This is a genomic window from Actinoplanes sichuanensis, assembly GCF_033097365.1.
Taxonomy (GTDB): Bacteria; Actinomycetota; Actinomycetes; order Mycobacteriales; family Micromonosporaceae; genus Actinoplanes; species Actinoplanes sichuanensis.
The window spans coordinates 5,994,247-6,010,657 of sequence record NZ_AP028461.1 but is presented as its reverse complement, the minus strand read 5'-3'; the positions used below and the strand labels follow the sequence as shown (position 1 = coordinate 6,010,657).

15 protein-coding genes are annotated in these 16,411 nt (G+C 73.1%); 12 read left to right on the top strand and 3 right to left on the bottom strand.

Features of this window, described 5'->3' with window-relative positions; all coding sequences use genetic code 11:
* Positions 1-16: 16 nt before the first annotated feature.
* Positions 17-454, bottom strand: coding sequence for a nitroreductase family deazaflavin-dependent oxidoreductase (locus Q0Z83_RS27735; protein WP_317796941.1), 438 nt, complete (start codon positions 452-454; stop codon positions 17-19).
* 116 nt (positions 455-570) lie between these two features.
* On the bottom strand, positions 571-1,977 hold the full coding sequence (locus tag Q0Z83_RS27730) for an aldehyde dehydrogenase family protein (protein ID WP_317796940.1): 1,407 nt from the start codon (positions 1,975-1,977) through the stop codon (positions 571-573).
* Positions 1,978-2,127: 150 nt separating this feature from the next.
* On the opposite strand from Q0Z83_RS27730, the gene Q0Z83_RS27725 reads away from it, so the two are divergent.
* From Q0Z83_RS27725 to Q0Z83_RS27670, 12 genes are all read left to right on the top strand, one after another.
* Positions 2,128-3,750, top strand: coding sequence for a carbamoyltransferase family protein (locus Q0Z83_RS27725; protein ID WP_317796939.1), 1,623 nt, complete (start codon positions 2,128-2,130; stop codon positions 3,748-3,750).
* Positions 3,747-4,868, top strand: a complete 1,122-nt coding sequence (locus Q0Z83_RS27720; protein ID WP_317796938.1) for a glycosyltransferase family 2 protein — start codon at positions 3,747-3,749, stop codon at positions 4,866-4,868. Before Q0Z83_RS27725 ends, Q0Z83_RS27720 begins: the two co-directional genes overlap by 4 nt.
* Complete coding sequence (locus Q0Z83_RS27715) at positions 4,865-6,439, top strand: HAD-IIIA family hydrolase (protein WP_317796937.1); 1,575 nt, start codon at positions 4,865-4,867, stop codon at positions 6,437-6,439. Before Q0Z83_RS27720 ends, Q0Z83_RS27715 begins: the two co-directional genes overlap by 4 nt.
* Complete coding sequence (locus tag Q0Z83_RS27710; protein WP_317796936.1) at positions 6,436-7,347, top strand: glycosyltransferase; 912 nt, start codon at positions 6,436-6,438, stop codon at positions 7,345-7,347. Before Q0Z83_RS27715 ends, Q0Z83_RS27710 begins: the two co-directional genes overlap by 4 nt.
* Entirely contained in the window at positions 7,332-8,534 is a 1,203-nt protein-coding gene (locus Q0Z83_RS27705; RefSeq protein ID WP_317796935.1) for a glycosyltransferase, read from the top strand. The genes Q0Z83_RS27710 and Q0Z83_RS27705 overlap by 16 nt, the downstream gene beginning before the upstream one ends.
* Positions 8,535-8,707: 173 nt before the next feature.
* Positions 8,708-9,409, top strand: a complete 702-nt coding sequence (locus tag Q0Z83_RS27700) for a D-sedoheptulose-7-phosphate isomerase (RefSeq protein WP_317796934.1) — start codon at positions 8,708-8,710, stop codon at positions 9,407-9,409.
* On the top strand, positions 9,406-10,878 hold the full coding sequence (locus Q0Z83_RS27695; protein WP_317796933.1) for a PfkB family carbohydrate kinase: 1,473 nt from the start codon (positions 9,406-9,408) through the stop codon (positions 10,876-10,878). Before Q0Z83_RS27700 ends, Q0Z83_RS27695 begins: the two co-directional genes overlap by 4 nt.
* A gap of 6 nt (positions 10,879-10,884) precedes the next feature.
* On the top strand, positions 10,885-11,565 hold the full coding sequence (locus Q0Z83_RS27690) for an SDR family oxidoreductase (protein WP_317796932.1): 681 nt from the start codon (positions 10,885-10,887) through the stop codon (positions 11,563-11,565).
* A complete protein-coding gene (locus Q0Z83_RS27685; protein ID WP_317796931.1) occupies positions 11,562-12,503 on the top strand; it encodes a glycosyltransferase family 9 protein in 942 nt (313 codons plus the stop codon). The genes Q0Z83_RS27690 and Q0Z83_RS27685 overlap by 4 nt, the downstream gene beginning before the upstream one ends.
* Positions 12,504-12,536: 33 nt before the next feature.
* Positions 12,537-13,529: a DNA topoisomerase IB gene (locus Q0Z83_RS27680; RefSeq protein WP_317797145.1), complete on the top strand. Its 993-nt coding sequence runs from the start codon at positions 12,537-12,539 to the stop codon at positions 13,527-13,529.
* Between the two features lie 82 nt (positions 13,530-13,611).
* Positions 13,612-14,052, top strand: coding sequence for a hypothetical protein (locus Q0Z83_RS27675; RefSeq protein ID WP_317796930.1), 441 nt, complete (start codon positions 13,612-13,614; stop codon positions 14,050-14,052).
* A 33-nt stretch (positions 14,053-14,085) separates the two neighbouring features.
* Positions 14,086-15,657: a BTAD domain-containing putative transcriptional regulator gene (locus Q0Z83_RS27670; protein WP_317796929.1), complete on the top strand. Its 1,572-nt coding sequence runs from the start codon at positions 14,086-14,088 to the stop codon at positions 15,655-15,657.
* Here the strand turns inward: Q0Z83_RS27670 and Q0Z83_RS27665 are convergent, their stop codons facing one another.
* Complete coding sequence (locus tag Q0Z83_RS27665) at positions 15,658-16,401, bottom strand: hypothetical protein (protein WP_317796928.1); 744 nt, start codon at positions 16,399-16,401, stop codon at positions 15,658-15,660.
* Positions 16,402-16,411 lie beyond the last annotated feature (10 nt).

The window sequence follows — 16,411 nt, the reverse complement described above, 5'->3', positions numbered from 1 at the left end:
TCCGTGCCGCCGCCGACTAGCGGGTGACGATGCGGAAGACCGGGAAGCCGGGCGCGGCCGCCGCGATGTCCACCTCGGGGGAGTCGGCCTTCAGACCGTCGAAGAAAGCGCCCGTCTCCCACGCCCATTTGCGCAGGTAGAGGCGGATCAGCTCGGGCTTGTCGGCGTCGGCGATCTCGACCGGGGTGAACCGCTCGGAGCGGCGGCCGAGGCGCAGCTCACCCTCGCCGGCGGCCCGTAGGTTGCGGACCCACTGGGTGTGGCCGCGCGGGGAGAGTAGATAACGCTCGCCGTCGGAGTCGAACAGGTTGACGACCGTGGTGCGGATCTCGCCGGACTTCCGGCCGCGGATCGCGACGACCCGGCTGCCCATCAGGCTGATGCCGTGAGCGGTGAGCCACTTGGCGAAGTCGTTGAAGATGTTCGCGCTGCGCTTCGGGGCCAGGTATCGCATGTCCGCTCCTCGATTAGGGAGAGCACTGCTCTCTTCTGTGACCAGTGAACACCTGAACGGCGCTCACTGTCAAGAGCAGTGCTCTCTAAATGGAGCGGATGGGTAAAGGCCGAGCGCTACCAGCCGGAAGGTGGGGCCTCCAGGTGAACGGCGGTGGTGACGGTCAGTTCGTCGAGGAGTTCGGGCCCGTACCCGAAGCCCTGGCCACTGCCGCGCCGCGGATGGGCCGCGCCACCGGGCGCTCCGCCGAACACCGCATTGATCTTGACGGTGCCGACCGGCAGTTCCCGCCACGCGCGCTGGGCGTGGCTCATCGATCCGGTCAGGACCGTGGCCGCCAGACCGTACGGCGAATCGGCCGCCCGGGCCAGCGCCTCCTCGAAGGACCGCACCACGGCGATCGGCGCGACCGGCCCGAACGTCTCCTCCCGCATCACCGTCATGTCGTCGGTGCAGCCGGACAGCACGGTCGGCGGGTAGTACGCGCCCGCCCCGGACGGCACCGACCCACCGCAGACCGGGTTCGCCCCGGCCCGTACCGCGTCACGCACCTGACCGTGCACCGCCTCCCGCAGCCGCCGGTCGACGAGCGGCCCGATCTGCTTGCCCCAGGTCTCGGCCTGCACCGCGAGGGCGTCGACGAACGGTCCGGCCAGGGACTCGTGCACGTAGACGCGCTCGACGGCGACACAGATCTGTCCCGAGTTGGCGAACGCGCCGAGTGCCGCCTGTCCGGCCGCCCACACCGGATCGACGTCGGCGTCGACGATCAGCGGGTCACTACCGCCGTTCTCCAGCAGTGCCTTCGCCCCGGTCCGCGCGCAGGCGGCGGCGATCGCCCGGCCGGTGGCGGTCGAGCCGACGTGCGCGACCACGTCCACCTCGGAGCCGGCCAGCGCGGCGCCGACCGGCCCGTCGCCCTGCAGCAGGTTGAGCACCCCGTCCGGCAGGTGCGGTGCGATCAGTTCGGCGAGGCGGCGGCCGGTGGCCGGGGTGCGCTCGCTCGGCTTGTGCACGACGGTGTTGCCGGTGACCAGGGCCGCCCCGAGCAGCCCGCAGGACACCGCGACCGGATCGTTCCACGGGGTGATCACCGCGACCGCACCACGCGGCCGGTACGCCATCAGGTCGATCGCCGAGTCGTCGCCGGCCAGGGTGCGCCCGCGGTGAGTGGGGCCGAGTTCCGCGTACTGGCGCAGGGTTCCGATGCCGGCACCGATCGACTCGGCCGCGCCGTCGACGGGTTTGCCCATCTCGGCCGCCATGATCTCGGCGAGTTCCGCGGTGGCCGCCTCGATCGTGTTCGCGGCGGCGTGCAGGGCGGCGGCGCGGGCGGCCGGGGCGGTCCGGGCCCATCCGGGTGCGGCCCGGCGGGCGGCGTCGACGGCGGTGGCCACCTCCTCATCGGAGGCGACCGGAAGCCGGGTGACCGGGCTGTCGTCGCGGGGGTCGATAACGGTCAGGGTGCGTCCGGCGGTGCCGGAGGCCCACCGTCCGTCGATGAGCTGAGCGGCCTCGTACATGGGCGCCGGACTTCCCGCACGGCCTCGAATAAAACCTTGCTGTCCTGCAAATGATGAAAGAAAACCCGCAGCTCAGGACGGCTGAACGAGAAAGTGTAGAAGTCGATGATCAAGTGAGTACTTGCAAGAAGCCGGGGTATCCGGCCCGCCATGCGTGTTCTCGGGATCAATGCGATCTTCCATGATCCATCGGCGGCGGTGATCGTCGACGGTCGTGTGCTCGCCGCCGCGGAGGAGGAACGGTTCAGCCGCCGCAAGCACGGCAAGCGCCCGGTTCCGTTCTCCGCCTGGGAGCTGCCGGAGCTGTCCGCCGCCTGGTGCCTGGCCGAGGCCGGGCTGCGGCCCGGTGACCTGGACGCGGTCGCCTACTCGTTCGACCCGGCGCTCTGCCGCGACACCTCCGAGCTGGACCTCGGCGACCCGTGGGACCACCTGCGCGTCGACTACGCCCGGCGGGCGCCGCAGTTCCTGGCCACCGCGCTACCCGGCCTCGACCCGGGCCAGGTGCGGTTCGTGCCGCATCACGTGGCGCACGCGGCGTCGGCCGGGCTCAGCGTGCCCGAGGACAGTGCGGTTCTGGTCCTGGACGGACGCGGTGAGTCGGCCAGCCACCTGGCCGGGGCCTACCGGGGCGGGAAGCTGGAGACGTTCCGCTGCCAGGAGCTGCCGCACTCGCTCGGCCTGCTCTACGAGGACCTGACCCGACACCTGGGATTCCTGCACTCCAGCGACGAATACAAGGTGATGGCCCTCGCCTCGTACGGGCAGCCCCGGTTCCTCGGCGAGTTGCGTGAGCTGGTGCGGGCCGACGGGCAGGGCGGTTTCACCGTCGGCCGGATCGACTGGGCCGCCCTCGCCCCCGGCCGCGCCGCCGACGGGGAGATGACCGAGGCCCACGCCGACCTGGCGTCCAGCGTGCAGACCCGGCTCGAGGAGGTGCTGCTCGACCTGGCCCGATGGACGTACGAGGCGTCGGGCGGACTGTCCACTCTGACCATGGCCGGCGGCACCGCCCTGAACTGTGTGGCGAACGCGCGGATCGCCGCCGAGGGCCCGTTCGACCGGGTGTGGGTGCAGCCCGCCGCCGGGGACGCCGGCACCGCCCTCGGCGCGGCGCTCGCGCTCGGTGCGGAGCACGTGCCGTTCACCACGGCGGCGCTCGGTCGTGGCTGGAGCGACGACGAGTTGGAGGCCGAGCTGCGGCGCGCGGCGGTCCCGTACACCCGGCCGGAGTCGATCGCCGCCGAGGCCGCCGCCGTCCTGGCCGGCAACGGGATCGTCGCCTGGTACCAGGGGCGCAGCGAATACGGGCCCCGAGCGCTCGGCCACCGGTCGCTGCTCGCGCACCCCGGCGACCGGGACACCCAGACCCGGATGAACGACGTCAAGGGCCGCGAACAGTTCCGCCCGATCGCGCCGATGGTCCGCGCGGAACGCTTCCACGACCTGTTCGACGGTGTCTACCCGAGCCCGTACATGCTGTTCGTGCATCGGGTGAAACCGGAGTGGCGGGACCGGATCCCGGCGGTCGTCCACGTCGACGGCACCGCCCGGGTGCAGACCGTCCACACCGACGGCGAACCGCTGGTGGCCGCGATGCTCGCCGAGTTCGAACGGCTCACCGGCCTGCCGGTGGTGGTGAACACATCGCTCAACACGGCCGGCCGGCCGATGGTCGACACCCCGCGCGAGGCCCTCGAACTGTTCGGCTCCGCGCCCGTCGACCTGCTGGCCATCGGCCCGTTCGTGGTCCACCGCGGCGGCACGCGGTGACCACGGTCAGCATCGTCGTCCCCACGATCGGCCGGCCGAGCCTCACCGACCTGCTGCGGGCGCTCGGCCCCCTCCCGGACGGGATGGAGCTGATCATCGTGGACGATCGGCCGGACGTCCGTACCCCCCTCGAGGTCGGCGAATCCGCCCGGATCGTCGCCGGTCGCCGGGCCGGACCGGCCGCCGCCCGCAACGCCGGATGGTCCGCCGCCCGGCACGAGTGGGTGGCGTTCCTCGACGACGACGTCCGGCCCGAGCCCGGCTGGTTCTGGCGGCTACTCGGTGACCTGCGCGAGGCCGGCCCGGAGGTCGGCGGCGTGCAGGGCCGGATCACGGTGCCGCTCCCGGCGGGCCGCCGGGCGACCGACTGGGAGCGGGTCACCGCGGGCCTCGCCGACGGCGAGTGGATCACCGCCGACATGGCCTACCGGCGGGCGGCGCTCGCCGCGACCGGCGGCTTCGACGAGCGCCTGCCGCGGGCCTTTCGCGAGGACGCCGAACTGGCTCACCGTGTCCGGCGCGCCGGCTGGCAGCTGCGGCACGGGCAGAGAACAACCACTCATCCGGTACGGCCAGAGGCACCCTGGGTCAGCCTGAGGCTCCAACGGGGCAACGCGGATGATGCGCTGCTGCGCCGTCTGTACGGGCCGCACTGGCGCACCACCCTGGGCATCCCGCCGGGCCGCCGCCACCGCCACACGATGATCACCACCGGCCTGGCCGCCGCGACGCTCTGCACCGCCGCCCGCCTGGTCACCGGCCGGCCCCGCTGGACCGTCGCCGCGGCCGTGGCCACCGCGGCCTGGGCGGCCGGCACCGCCGAATTCGCGGCGGCCCGCATCCGCCCCGGACCCCGCGACCGTCGCGAGGTGACCACCATGCTCCTGACCAGCATCGCGATCCCCCCGGTGGCGGTGACCCACTGGCTACGCGGCTGGTTCCGCTGGCGCGGCGCCCAGCCCCTACCGCCGCCCGCCTCCGACCGGAGCGAGCGGTTCGGGGGCGGTCGGCCGTGCGGGCGGGTTTCCGGCGGCGCCCCTGACCCGGGCGAGTCGTTCGGGGACGGTGAGCCCCGCGGGTGGGTTTCCGGCGGCGACCGGGCCGGGGTGGAGCGGTGAGCGGGCCGTTCGGGGCGGTGCTCTTCGACCGGGACGGGACCCTCGTCGTGGACGTGCCCTACAACGGTGACCCCGCGAAGGTCGTGCCGATGCCCGGCGCCAAGGAGGCCCTCGACCGGCTGCGGGCGGCCGGGCTGCGGCTCGGGGTGGTCACCAACCAGTCCGGGCTGGCCCGGGGACGGTTCACCGCCGCACAGATGGCCGCCGTGCACCGGCGTGTCGACGAACTGCTCGGGCCGTTCGAGACGTGGCAGGTCTGCCCGCACGACGACACCGCCGGCTGCGACTGCCGGAAACCGGCGCCGGGAATGGTGCTCGCCGCGGCGGCCGCCCTCGGCGTCGAACCCGGGCGGTGTGCCGTCGTCGGCGACATCGGACGCGACATGGAGGCCGCGCTCGCCGCCGGGGCCACCGGAATCCTGGTGCCGACCGCGGTCACCCGGCCCGCCGAGATCGCCGCCGCCCCGCACCGGGCGGCCGACCTCTCCGCCGCCGCCGATCTCCTGCTGCAACGCCAGGAGCTGCTGAAACCGGCTTGGCGGCCGGAGCCGCCCGGTGCGGTGCTGGCGGTGCGCTCCGACTCGGCGGGCGACGTCCTGGTCACCGGGCCGGCGATCCGCGCGCTCGCCGCCGGTGCCGGCCGGGTCGTGCTGCTCTGCGGGCCGCGTGGCCGGGCCGCGGCCGAACTCCTGCCCGGCGTCGACGAGATCGTCGAATGGCGGCTGCCGTGGATCGACCCCGAACCCGGGCCGGTCGACGCCGCCGACATGCACGGTCTCACCGAGCGGCTGCGGCGGGCCGGGGCGGACGAGGCGGTGATCTTCACGTCGTTCCACCAGTCGGCGCTGCCGCTGGCGCTGCTGCTGCGGATGGCCGGGATCACCCGGATCACCGCGATCAGCGACGACTACCCCGGCTCGTTGCTGGACGTGCGTCATCGCGTACCAGATGATCTGCCGGAAGCGGAACGTGCCCGCAGCGTCGCGGCAGCGGCCGGGTTCGCTCTTCCCGAATCCGACGACGGACGGTTGCGGGTGACCGTTCCGGCCCGGCCGCGTGGCGACTACCTGGTGGTGCATCCCGGCGCGAGCTGCGCGGCCCGGTCCTGCCCGCCGGAGAACCTGCGCCGGATCGTGGCCGCGCTCGCCGACGACGGCCATCGTGTCGTGGTGACCGGCGGTCCGGGGGAGCGGCACCTGGCCGCCCACGTCGCCGGTGACGTCGCCGTCGATCCCGGGCCGATGTCGTTGCCCGACCTCGCCGCGTTGATCGCCGGAGCCCGCGGCCTGATCGTCGCCAACACCGGGCCCGCGCACCTGGCCGCGGCCGTCGGTACGCCGGTGATCAGCCTGTACGCCCCGACCGTTCCCTACCACCGGTGGGGTCCCTACCGCGTCCCGGCCGTGCGGCTCGGCGACGCGGCCGCGGCCTGCCGCGACACCCGGGCCACCCGATGCCCGATTCCCGGTCACCCCTGCCTGTCCGGCATCACCCCGGACGACATCCGCATCGCGGTACGCCGGCTCGGCGTCACCGTCCCGCACCCGAACCACGACGAGGTGGCCGCGTGAACATCCTGATCTGGCACGTGCACGGCTCCTGGACGACATCTTTCGTCCAGGGAAAACACCGCTATCTGGTGCCGGTCAACCAGACCCGCGACGAGTGGGGACGCGGCCGCGCCCGGACCTTCGACTGGCCCGGGACGGTCGAGGAGGTGCCGCTCGACCAGATCCGCGACGTCGACGTGGCGATCGTCCAGCGACCCGAGGAGCTCGACCTGATCCCACCGCACGTGCCGGCGATCTACGTGGAGCACAACACCCCGAAGGGCGACGTGCCGAACAGCAGGCATCCGCTCGCCGACCGGGACGACGTGGTGATCGCGCACGTCACCCACTTCAACGAGCTGTTCTGGGACTGCGGCGGCACCCGGACGACGGTGATCGAGCACGGCGTCCCCGAACCGGCCACCACATGGACCGGCGCGATGGACCGGCTGGCGATCGTCACCAACGAGCCGATCCGCCGTGGTCGCGTGACCGGAACCGATCTGTTCGGGCGCTTCCCGTCGGTGGACGTCTTCGGGATGGGCGTGTCCGGGCTGTCCGGCGTCACCACCTACGAGGACCTGCCACAGCGCGAGATGCACGAGGCCGTCGCCCAGCGGCGCGCCTACCTGCACCTGTGCCGCTGGACGTCGCTCGGGCTGAGCCTGATCGAGGCCATGCGGATGGGCATGCCGGTGATCGCCCTGGCCACCACCGAAGCGGTCGCCGCCGTGCCGCCGGACGCCGGAATCCTGTCCACCCGGGTCGATGACCTGGTCGAGGCCGCCCACTGGCTGCTCGACGAACCCGCCGAAGCGGCCCGCCTCGGCGCCCGGGCCCGGCAGGTGGCGGCCGCCCGGTACGGCCTCGACCGGTTCCTCGCCGACTGGGACCGGCTGCTGGAGGAGGAGACATGCGGATCGCGATGATCTCGGAACACGCCAGCCCGCTCGCGGCGCTCGGAGGCATCGACGCGGGCGGGCAGAACGCGCACGTCGCCGACCTCGCGGTCGCGCTCGCCGGGCACGGCCATCAGGTGCGTGTCTACACCCGGCGGGACGATCCCGATCGGGCCGAGGTGGTGCCGATGGCCGACGGTGTCGACGTCGTGCACGTGCCGGCCGGCCCGTCGGTCGCGCTGCCCAAGGACGAGCTGCTGCCGTACATGGGCGAGTTCGCCGAGTGGACGGCCGCCGACTGGCGTGACTCGTGGAAGCCCGACGTGGTGCACGCGCACTTCTGGATGAGCGGGCTGGCCGCCCTCGACGCCGGGCACGCCTGCCACGTCCCGGTCGTTCAGACGTTCCACGCGCTCGGTTCGGTCAAGCGCCGCTACCAGGGTCGCGCCGACACCAGCCCGCCCCGGCGGATCGGCCTCGAACGGCACATCGGGCAGTCCGCGGACCGGATCGTCGTCCAGTGCCGCGACGAGATCGGTGAGCTGCTGCGCCTCGGGGTGTCCCGGTCGCGGATGTCGCTCGTGCCGTCCGGGGTCGACACCGGCCGGTTCAGTCCGCACGGTCCGGTGGTCGCTCGCCGGGCCGGGCTCGCCCGTGTCCTCACCGTGGCCCGCCTGGTCGAACGCAAAGGCATCGAGGACACCATCCGGGCGATGCACGGGGTGCCCGGCGCTGAACTCGTCGTCGTCGGCGGGCCGCCCGCGGCGGAACTGGACGCGGACCCGTACGCCAGGCGGTTGCGGGCCCTGGCCCGGCATTGCCGGGTCGATGACCGGGTCACCCTCGTCGGCGCGGTGCCCGCCCGGGACATGCCCGCCTGGTACCGGTCCGCCGACGTACTGGCCGCCACGCCCTGGTACGAGCCGTTCGGGCTCACGCCGCTGGAGGCGATGGCCTGCGGGGTACCGGTCGTGGCCACCGAGGTCGGCGGGCTCACCGACACCGTCGTCGACGGGATCACCGGCGACCTCGTGCCGCCCCGCGATCCGCGTGCCCTGGCCACCGCCCTGCGCCGGTTACTCGCCGACGACGTGCGGCGATACGGGTACTCGGCGGCCGCCGTCGACCGGGCCGCCGCCTCCTACGCGTGGCCCCGAATCGCCGAACGCCTCGCCGCCGTGTACACCACCGTTGCCGAGCTCGAGATTGCGGCATGAGCGAGCGCAGCGAGTCTCTTGATCGCGTTTTTGTGCGGGAGTTGGGGGATTCAGCATGAGCGAGCGCAGCGAGTCTCTTGATCGCGTTTTTGTGCGGGAGTTGGGGGATTCAGCATGAGCGAGCGCAGCGAGTCTCTTGATCGCGTTTTTGTGCGGGAGTCGGGGGATTCAGCATGAGTCCGATCGATGTTCATCTCACCGGGCTCATCCAGGCTCTGCTGCCTTATCGGTCGCAGGCCGGTCGCCTCGCCCGGTGGGGCGCCCACCTGGCCCGGCACCTCGCCGGTGGTGGCCGGCTGCTCGTCGCCGGCAACGGTGGCAGTGCCGCCGAGGCCCAGCACCTGGCCGCGGAGCTGGTCGGGAAACTCCGGGAGGACCGGATGCCGCTGTCGGCGATCGCCCTCACCCCGGATTCGTCGGCGGTCACCGCGATCGGCAACGACTACGGATTCGACGAGGTGTTCGCCCGGCAGGTCCGGGCGCACGGCCGCCGCGACGACATCCTGATCGTGATGTCCACCAGCGGCCGTAGTCCGAATCTGATCACCGCGGTCCGGGCCGCGAAGGAATCGGGCATGCGGACGTGGGCGCTCGTGGGGGAGCGACCCAACCCGTTGGCCGACATGTGCGACGAGGCGCTGTGCTGCCCGTCGCCGGACAGCCAGGTGGTCCAGGAACTGCATCTGATCTCGGTCCACCTGATGTGCGAATACGTCGACCGTTATCTGCCCCGGTTCACCGGCGACGAGCTTCCGGCCGGCTTCGGGACGTCGCGTTCCGGACCGGAACGGGCGGGCGCGGGCGGTGGCCGGTCGGAGCGTGATCTCCCTTTCGGATGGGATCGCGACGAGTTCGAGGAGATGGTGAACATATGAGACTCGTCATCGTCGGCGACACCCTGCTCGACCGGGACGTGCTCGGCACGGTGACCCGGATCGCGCCGGACGCGCCCGCGCCGGTGCTCGACGAGCAGACCACGCACGAACGGCCCGGCGGCGCGGGACTGGCCGCCCTGCTCGCCGCCGCCCACGGGCACCAGGTCGCGCTGGTCACGGCCCTGGCCGCGGATGCCGCGGGCGCCCGGCTGAACGAACTGCTGACCGCGGCCGGCATCGAGGTGTACGCCCTTCCGCTGCCCGGTCCGACCCCGGAGAAGATCCGGCTCCGTGCCGGCGGCCAGGTGCTGCTCCGGCTGGACCGGGGCGGGCCGCCGCAGGCACCCGGTGAGGCCTCGGCCGCCGTCCTGGAGCTGCTGCGCGACGCCACCGCGATCCTGGTCAGCGATTATGGCCGCGGGGTGGCCCGGCATCCGGCTCTGCGCGCGGCGATCGAGGACTCGAAGGCGCCCGTCGTCTGGGATCCGCACCCGAACGGGCCGCCGCCGGTCCCGAACGTCCGCCTGGTCACCCCGAACGAGGATGAGGCCCGGCGGCTGTCCGGCGATGCCGGCAACGGTTCGGGCCTGTCCACCGCCCAGCGGGCGGGCCACACTCTGCGGCAGCGTTGGCGGGCCGGGGCCGTGGTGGTCACCCGCGGCACGGAGGGGGCGGTGCTCTGTCAGGGCGGCCCGACGCCGCTGGTCGTCCCGGTTCCGGAGTCGTCCGGTGGGGATACCTGTGGGGCCGGTGACGCGTTCGCGGCCGCGGCCGCGGTCGCGCTGGCGGACGGCGCGCTCGTCTCGGAGGCGGTGGCGGAGGCGGTATCCGTAGCAAGCCGCTATGTAGCCGATCCTCGTAAGATATCCGGAAAAATCGGGCAGAGGGCTCAGCGGGACGGCACGGCACACCCGACGCCCGGCACCGCTGGACCGGATCATGCCGAGGACCCCGCGGACGGTTGGCGGAAGCGGCCCGGTGCCGGCCAGGAGCGCGCAGACGGCGCGGATGAGCGGATCGGTGCCGACCAGGTCGGGCGCCTGATCGCCGACGTGCACGCGCGCGGCGGGACGGTGGTCGCCACCGGCGGCTGCTTCGATCTGCTGCACACCGGGCATCTGGCCACCCTGCGTGCCGCCCGCGCCCTCGGCGACTGCCTGATCGTCTGCCTGAACAGCGACGACTCGGTTCGTCGGCTGAAGGGGGAGGGCCGCCCGCTGACCGGCCAGGACGACCGCGGCCGGTTGCTGGCCGCCCTCGACTGTGTGGACGCGGTGGTGGTGTTCGACGAGCCCACCCCCGAACCGGTCCTCACCTGGCTGCGCCCGGACGTCTGGGTGAAGGGCGGCGACTACGACACGCTGCCGGAGACCGAGGTGGTGCGGCGCTGGGGCGGCCAGACCGTGATCGTCCCCTATCTGGACGGCCGTTCCACCACGAAGACCATCGCCGAAGCACGCAGGAGGTAGGCACGCATGGACGCTGTCATCGTCACCGGAGGTTCCAGTGGACTGGGCGCCGCAGTCGTCGACGCGGTGCTCAAGGCGGGCGGTCGCCCGTACGTCATCGATCGTCAACCGCCGAGGGAGGGCGTCGAGTGGATCGCCTGCGACCTCGCCGACAGTCGCGCCGCGGAGCGGGCGACCCGTGACCTGATCGCCAGCGCCGGCGGCGGCGTCGACGGTGTGGTCACGGCGGCCGGCATGGATGTGCCGGGCACGCTGGAGGAGATCCCGGGCGAGGTCTGGGACCGGATCGTGGCGGTCGACCTGCTGGCCACCGCGGCGGTGATCCGGGCCGCGATCCCCGCTCTCAAACAGTCCCACGGCGGTGTCGTCACCGTCTCGTCCACCCTCGGGATCAAGGCCGTCTCGGATGCGACCGCCTACTGCGCCGCCAAGTTCGGCGTCGTCGGATTCACCCGGGCGCTCGCCGCCGAACTCGCCGGCCAGGTCAACGTCACCCTGCTCATTCCCGGCGGGATGCGCACGAAGTTCTTCGACGACCGGGATGCGAAATACAAGCCAGGCCCGGACGCGATTCTCAACGACCCGGCGAACGTGGCGGCCGCCGTCGTCTTCGCGCTCAACCAACCGGCTGGGTGCGCGGTCCGGGAGCTCGTCGTCGCGGCCGAGACGGAGAGCTCGTACCCGTGATCCTCGTTCTGCGCGCTCTCGGCGTGGGTGATCTGGTGACCGCGGTGCCCGCCTTGCGCGGGCTCCGCGCCGCCTTCCCCGACGAGACGTTGAGCCTGGCCGCCCCCGCCTGGCTCACGCCGCTGATCCTGGCGGTCGGCGCCGTCGACCGGATCGTGCCCGCGGCCGAACTCGAACCTCTGGACGCGGCCCCGGCCCGGCCCCGGCTCGCGATCAACCTGCACGGCTCCGGCCCGGAGTCGCATCGCCGTTTGCAGGCACTGCACCCGGACGCGCTGTGGGCGTTCGCGAGCCGGGCCGCCGGCCATCACGACGGTCCGGGCTGGCTCGACGAGGAACACGAGGTCCGCCGCTGGTGCCGACTGGTCCGCTACTACGGTGTGACCTGCGACGAGTCCGACCTGGACCTGCACGTGCCGGACGCGGACGTACCGGCCGGTGTCACGATCATCCATCCGGGCGCGAAATCCGCGGCCCGCCGCTGGCCCGCGGACCGCTTCGCGTCCGTCGCCCGCCGTCTGGTCACCGCGGGCCATCAGGTCCTGGTCACCGGTTCCCGGCAAGAGCACGACCTGTGCGTACGGGTGACCGAGCTCGCCGGTCTGCCCCCGGAGGCGGCCCCGCGCACCGGACTGGACGAACTGGCCGCCCTGGTCGCCAAGGCCCGCCTGGTGATCTGTGGTGACACCGGCGTGGCCCACCTGGCGACCGCCTACCGGACCCCGTCGGTGGTCCTGTTCGGTCCGGTCGCTCCGGCGCTCTGGGGCCCGCCCGCCGACCGCCCTTACCATCGCGCCCTCTGGCACGGCACCCACAGCACCCGCGGTGACCTGCCCGGCCCGGTCCACCCGGCCCTCCTGGAGATCACCCCCGACGAGGTCCTGACCGCCACCACCGAAGCCCTGGCCCTCCCCACCACCCGTCACCCGCGGCGGTGACACACCCCCCGACGTTCCGAGGAGTTGATGGCCTTGCGGCTGCGCCGCAGTGACCTGCGTAAACCCGGCCTTTCACGACGGCGGGCCGGGACGGGCTTCACCTATCTCGACGCCGGAGGCGGTCCGCTGCGCGACAAGGCGGCCGTCGAGCGGATCAAGGGGCTGGTCATCCCGCCGGCCTGGCAGGACGTCTGGATCTCGCCGGATCCTCGCGGGCACATCCAGGCGACGGGTGTCGACGCGGCGGGCCGTAAGCAGTACCTCTACCACCCGGTGTGGCGGGAGCAGCGGGACCGCGCCAAGTTCGACCGCGCCCTGGAGACCGCCGAACTGCTTCCCGAGATCCGCGACCGCCTGACCGCCGACCTGACCGGCCGGGGCCTCAATCGGGAACGGGTCCTGGCCGCCGTCGTCAGCCTCCTGGACATGGGCATGTTCCGGGTCGGCGGTGAGGAGTCCGCGGCCCGCGAGGAGGATCCGACCTACGGCCTGTCCACACTGCGCCCCGACCATGTGCGGACCAAGGGTGGCTGCGTGCTCCTGGAGTTTCGTGGCAAGTCCGGCGTCGACCACGCCAAGACCGTCGGCGACGGTGAGGTCTGCGCCGTACTCCGGGATCTGAAACGCCGCCGCCGGGACGAGAAGCGCCTGTTCGCCTACTGGGATCCGGCTCGTCGCCGCTGGTCGGAGATCCGCGCCGACGCCGTCAACGACTACCTGCGCGACATCACCGGCGAACAGATGACCGCCAAGGACTTCCGCACCTGGCACGGTACCGTCCGGGCGGCCACCGCCCTGGCCGAGGCCGGCCCCCAGCCCACCGCCACCGGGCGTAAGAAGGCCGTGGCCCAGGCCATGCGCGAGGTGGCCGACCTGCTGGGCAACACCCCGACGGTGGCCCGTGCCGCCTACGTCGACCCGCGGGTGGTGGAGGCGTACACCGACGGCGAGGTCATCGACGCGACCCCGGCCGACCCGCCGACCGAGGCCGAGAAACAGGTCCGATCCCTCCTGGCCGAAGACTGACCCGGCCCCGATTTCTCCGAGAGAGCGCGATCATCGACCCGAGTCGCTGGACGGGTGGCCTGTGCAGGCCATACTGGCGCGCATGTCCGAGAATGCGGTGCTGCGGCATGCTGACGCCGGCGAGTGGGAGCGCGCCGTCGCGGAGGCTCAGAGGGTGGTCGCGGCCGGGGTGACACTCGATCCCGGGGAGGCCTGGCCGGCGGTGATGGTGCTCTACCTCCGAGGGGATCTGGCGGGGGCTTCGGCCGTACCGCGGATGGTCCTGCCGGGGGAGCCGGGACCGGATCGCGCGCTGCTCGCGGCCTGGTCGGCGAGTGTCGCGTGGGCTCGCGGTGAGGTGGCCGCCTGCCGTGCCCTGGCCGATGAGGCGCTGGCCGGTGCGAACGGGGAGCCGCGGGCGCTGGCCGCCGCGCACACCGCGCTGGCGTTGCTCGCCGCGGCCGAGGGGGATCGGCGCGGGAACGAGCGGCACTACGCGCTGGGCCTGGCCGCCGCCGAGCGGTGTGAGGACCGGACACAGTAGCTTCGGATTCGGACGAACCGGGCGTCGCAGCGGATGGAAGAGGGGGACCTCACCGGGGCGCTGGCCGAATTGGATCACGTGTTGTGGCGGTTCGCGATCGGGCCGGACGCGCATCCGAACGGGCTCGGGCTGGCGCACAACAACCGGGCCGAGATCCTGGTCCGGGCCGGGCGGCTGGCCGAGGCACGGGACGGGTTCCGGGCGGCGCTTACCGTGCTGCAACGGGCCGGGGCCGCCGGGGTGGCGTATGCGCTGGCCGGTCTGGGCGAGACCCACGAGGCGCGGGGTGATCTGGTGCAGTCGCGGGCCGCCTACGAGGAGGCGGTGGCGGTCGCCGGGGAGCGGGGATTCAGTCAGGCGCTGGTGCCGGCGCTGTGCGGGCTCGCCCGGGTGCTCGCCGCGTCGGGGGATGTCGCGGCGGCCCGGGAGGCCGGACGGCGGGCGGTGGCCGAGGCGACGAGCCTGACCGCACCCCTGGCGTACGCGGCAGCCGGCTGGGCCGCGTTGCCGGCGGATCCGGCGGCCGCCCGTGGGCACGCCGAGTCGGCGATCGAGCTGGCCCGGGCCGGTCGTCGTCCGGCCGCGCTGGCCGAAGGACTGGAACTGGCCGCCGCGGCGGAGACCGGGCGCCCGGGTGCGGAGTCGGGGCGGCAGTCGTCGACGGCCGGCCGGTTCCTGACCGAGGCGGCTCGGATCTGGGCCGACGTCGGTGACCCGGTGGCCGCCGCGCGGGTGGATCTGGCACTGTCCCGGACCGGCGCCGGCCGCACCCCGATCGCCGCCCGCGTGGTCGCCGAACACCGGCTGCGGGCACTGGGTGCCGACCCGTCCTCGGGCACCCGATCGCTGGCCGGTGACCAGGCCCGGCCGCCGGTGACGGTGCGGATGCTGGGCTCGTTCGCGGTGCTGCACGGTGACGACCCGGTCCCGGTCGCCGCCTGGCAGAGCCGCAAAGCCCGCGACCTGCTCAAACTGCTGATCGTCAGGCGGGGCCGCCCGATCACCCGGGACGCGCTGGGCGAGGCGTTGTGGCCCGGCGAGCCCAATGTGGCCAACCGCCTGTCGATCACCCTGTCGGTGCTGCGCGGCGTGCTGGACCCGGAGCGCGGGCGGGCGGCCGACCACTACGTGACCGTGGGCGCCGGCGGGCTCGCCTACGACCGACACACCCTGGCCGTCGACGTGGACGCGTTCCTGCAGCTGGCGTACGCGGGCACCGCCGCCGACCGGGAGGGCCGTCCCGAGGAGGCACGGATGCTGCTGTCGGCGGCCGACCACGCGTACTCCGGGGAGGTCCTGGCCGACGAGCCGGACTTCGAGGACGCCGGTCCGCTACGGGCCGAGGTACGGGTGGCGCGTCTGGCGGTGATGCGGGCGCTCGGCGGCGTGCACGTGGCCGCCGGTGACCTGGACAGCGCGGCGTGTGCCTGGTCTCGGCTGCTGGCCGACGACCCGTACGACGAGGATGTCGCGTTGCGCCTGGTCACCGAGCTGACCGCGGCGGGGCGGCACGGCGAGGCGGCCCGACAGCGTCGTCGCTACGAGGGCCGGATGCGGGAGCTCGGCATTCCCACCGACGTCCGGCCCCGAGGCCGCTCCCGATGATCACCAGTCCATCCACCCGTCGAGAGACGGCTTGCGTAGGTAGGGCGGCTCGTCGAAGTCGATGGCGGTGAGCCAGGCCTCCGCGGCGGCCGTCGAGTGCCCGAGCCGCCCGGTCAGCTCGCGCACCACGAGCGGCATGTGCGCGGCCCCGAACACGATCGCCACCTCGATGTCCTCGACGGCGAACGCGGTGTCGATCTCCCGGATCGCGCCGATCAGCAGATCGTCGCGTTCGGTCCGCCCGTTCGGGCCGATCTTCTCGCCCGGCATCGGCTCGAACTCGGTGGTGTCGTCGATGTTCAGGCTGTCCTTGACGATCCAGTCGTCGCGGCCGGACAGGGCCATCTGCAACGCCAGCGCCGGCGTGTGCACGACCACGTCGGCCCAGCCGACGTCGGGCATCCGGCGATCCTCCTCCGGCGGTGGGGCGGTGTGCGCGTCCGGGAAGATGATCGGCACCCCGAGCGCGCCGTAGTCGATGTCCTGATGCACCAGTTCCCGGCCGGCCCGCTGCCGGGTGAGACGCATCGCGGTCACGTAGGCGTACCCGGTCGAGCTCGGCCCGTCATACTGTTCGGCGATGACGGCCTGGCAGGACCGCAGCCGCTGCCAGATCGCCCAGTAGTAGTCCGGATGCCCCATGTGGATCGTCGGGATGACCACCCACCGCAGCCCGCCCGCCGGACGTTGGAAGACCCGCACCGACGTCCGATAGCCGGTTTCGCTCCACTCGGCCAGCCGCATGCCGCCCAGC

Excerpts from the sequence above, each read along its gene's own strand:
- Q0Z83_RS27665 (WP_317796928.1), bottom strand. The coding sequence starts at position 16,401 with ATGCGGCTGGCCGAGTGGAGCGAAACCGGCTATCGGACGTCGGTGCGG.
- Q0Z83_RS27735 (WP_317796941.1), bottom strand. The coding sequence starts at position 454 with ATGCGATACCTGGCCCCGAAGCGCAGCGCGAACATCTTCAACGACTTC.
- Q0Z83_RS27730 (WP_317796940.1), bottom strand. The coding sequence starts at position 1,977 with ATGTACGAGGCCGCTCAGCTCATCGACGGACGGTGGGCCTCCGGCACC.
- Q0Z83_RS27690 (WP_317796932.1), top strand. The coding sequence starts at position 10,885 with ATGGACGCTGTCATCGTCACCGGAGGTTCCAGTGGACTGGGCGCCGCA.
- Q0Z83_RS27700 (WP_317796934.1), top strand. The coding sequence starts at position 8,708 with ATGAGTCCGATCGATGTTCATCTCACCGGGCTCATCCAGGCTCTGCTG.
- Q0Z83_RS27670 (WP_317796929.1), top strand. The coding sequence starts at position 14,086 with ATGGAAGAGGGGGACCTCACCGGGGCGCTGGCCGAATTGGATCACGTG.
- Q0Z83_RS27675 (WP_317796930.1), top strand. The coding sequence starts at position 13,612 with ATGTCCGAGAATGCGGTGCTGCGGCATGCTGACGCCGGCGAGTGGGAG.
- Q0Z83_RS27725 (WP_317796939.1), top strand. The coding sequence starts at position 2,128 with ATGCGTGTTCTCGGGATCAATGCGATCTTCCATGATCCATCGGCGGCG.
- Q0Z83_RS27705 (WP_317796935.1), top strand. The coding sequence starts at position 7,332 with ATGCGGATCGCGATGATCTCGGAACACGCCAGCCCGCTCGCGGCGCTC.
- Q0Z83_RS27695 (WP_317796933.1), top strand. The coding sequence starts at position 9,406 with ATGAGACTCGTCATCGTCGGCGACACCCTGCTCGACCGGGACGTGCTC.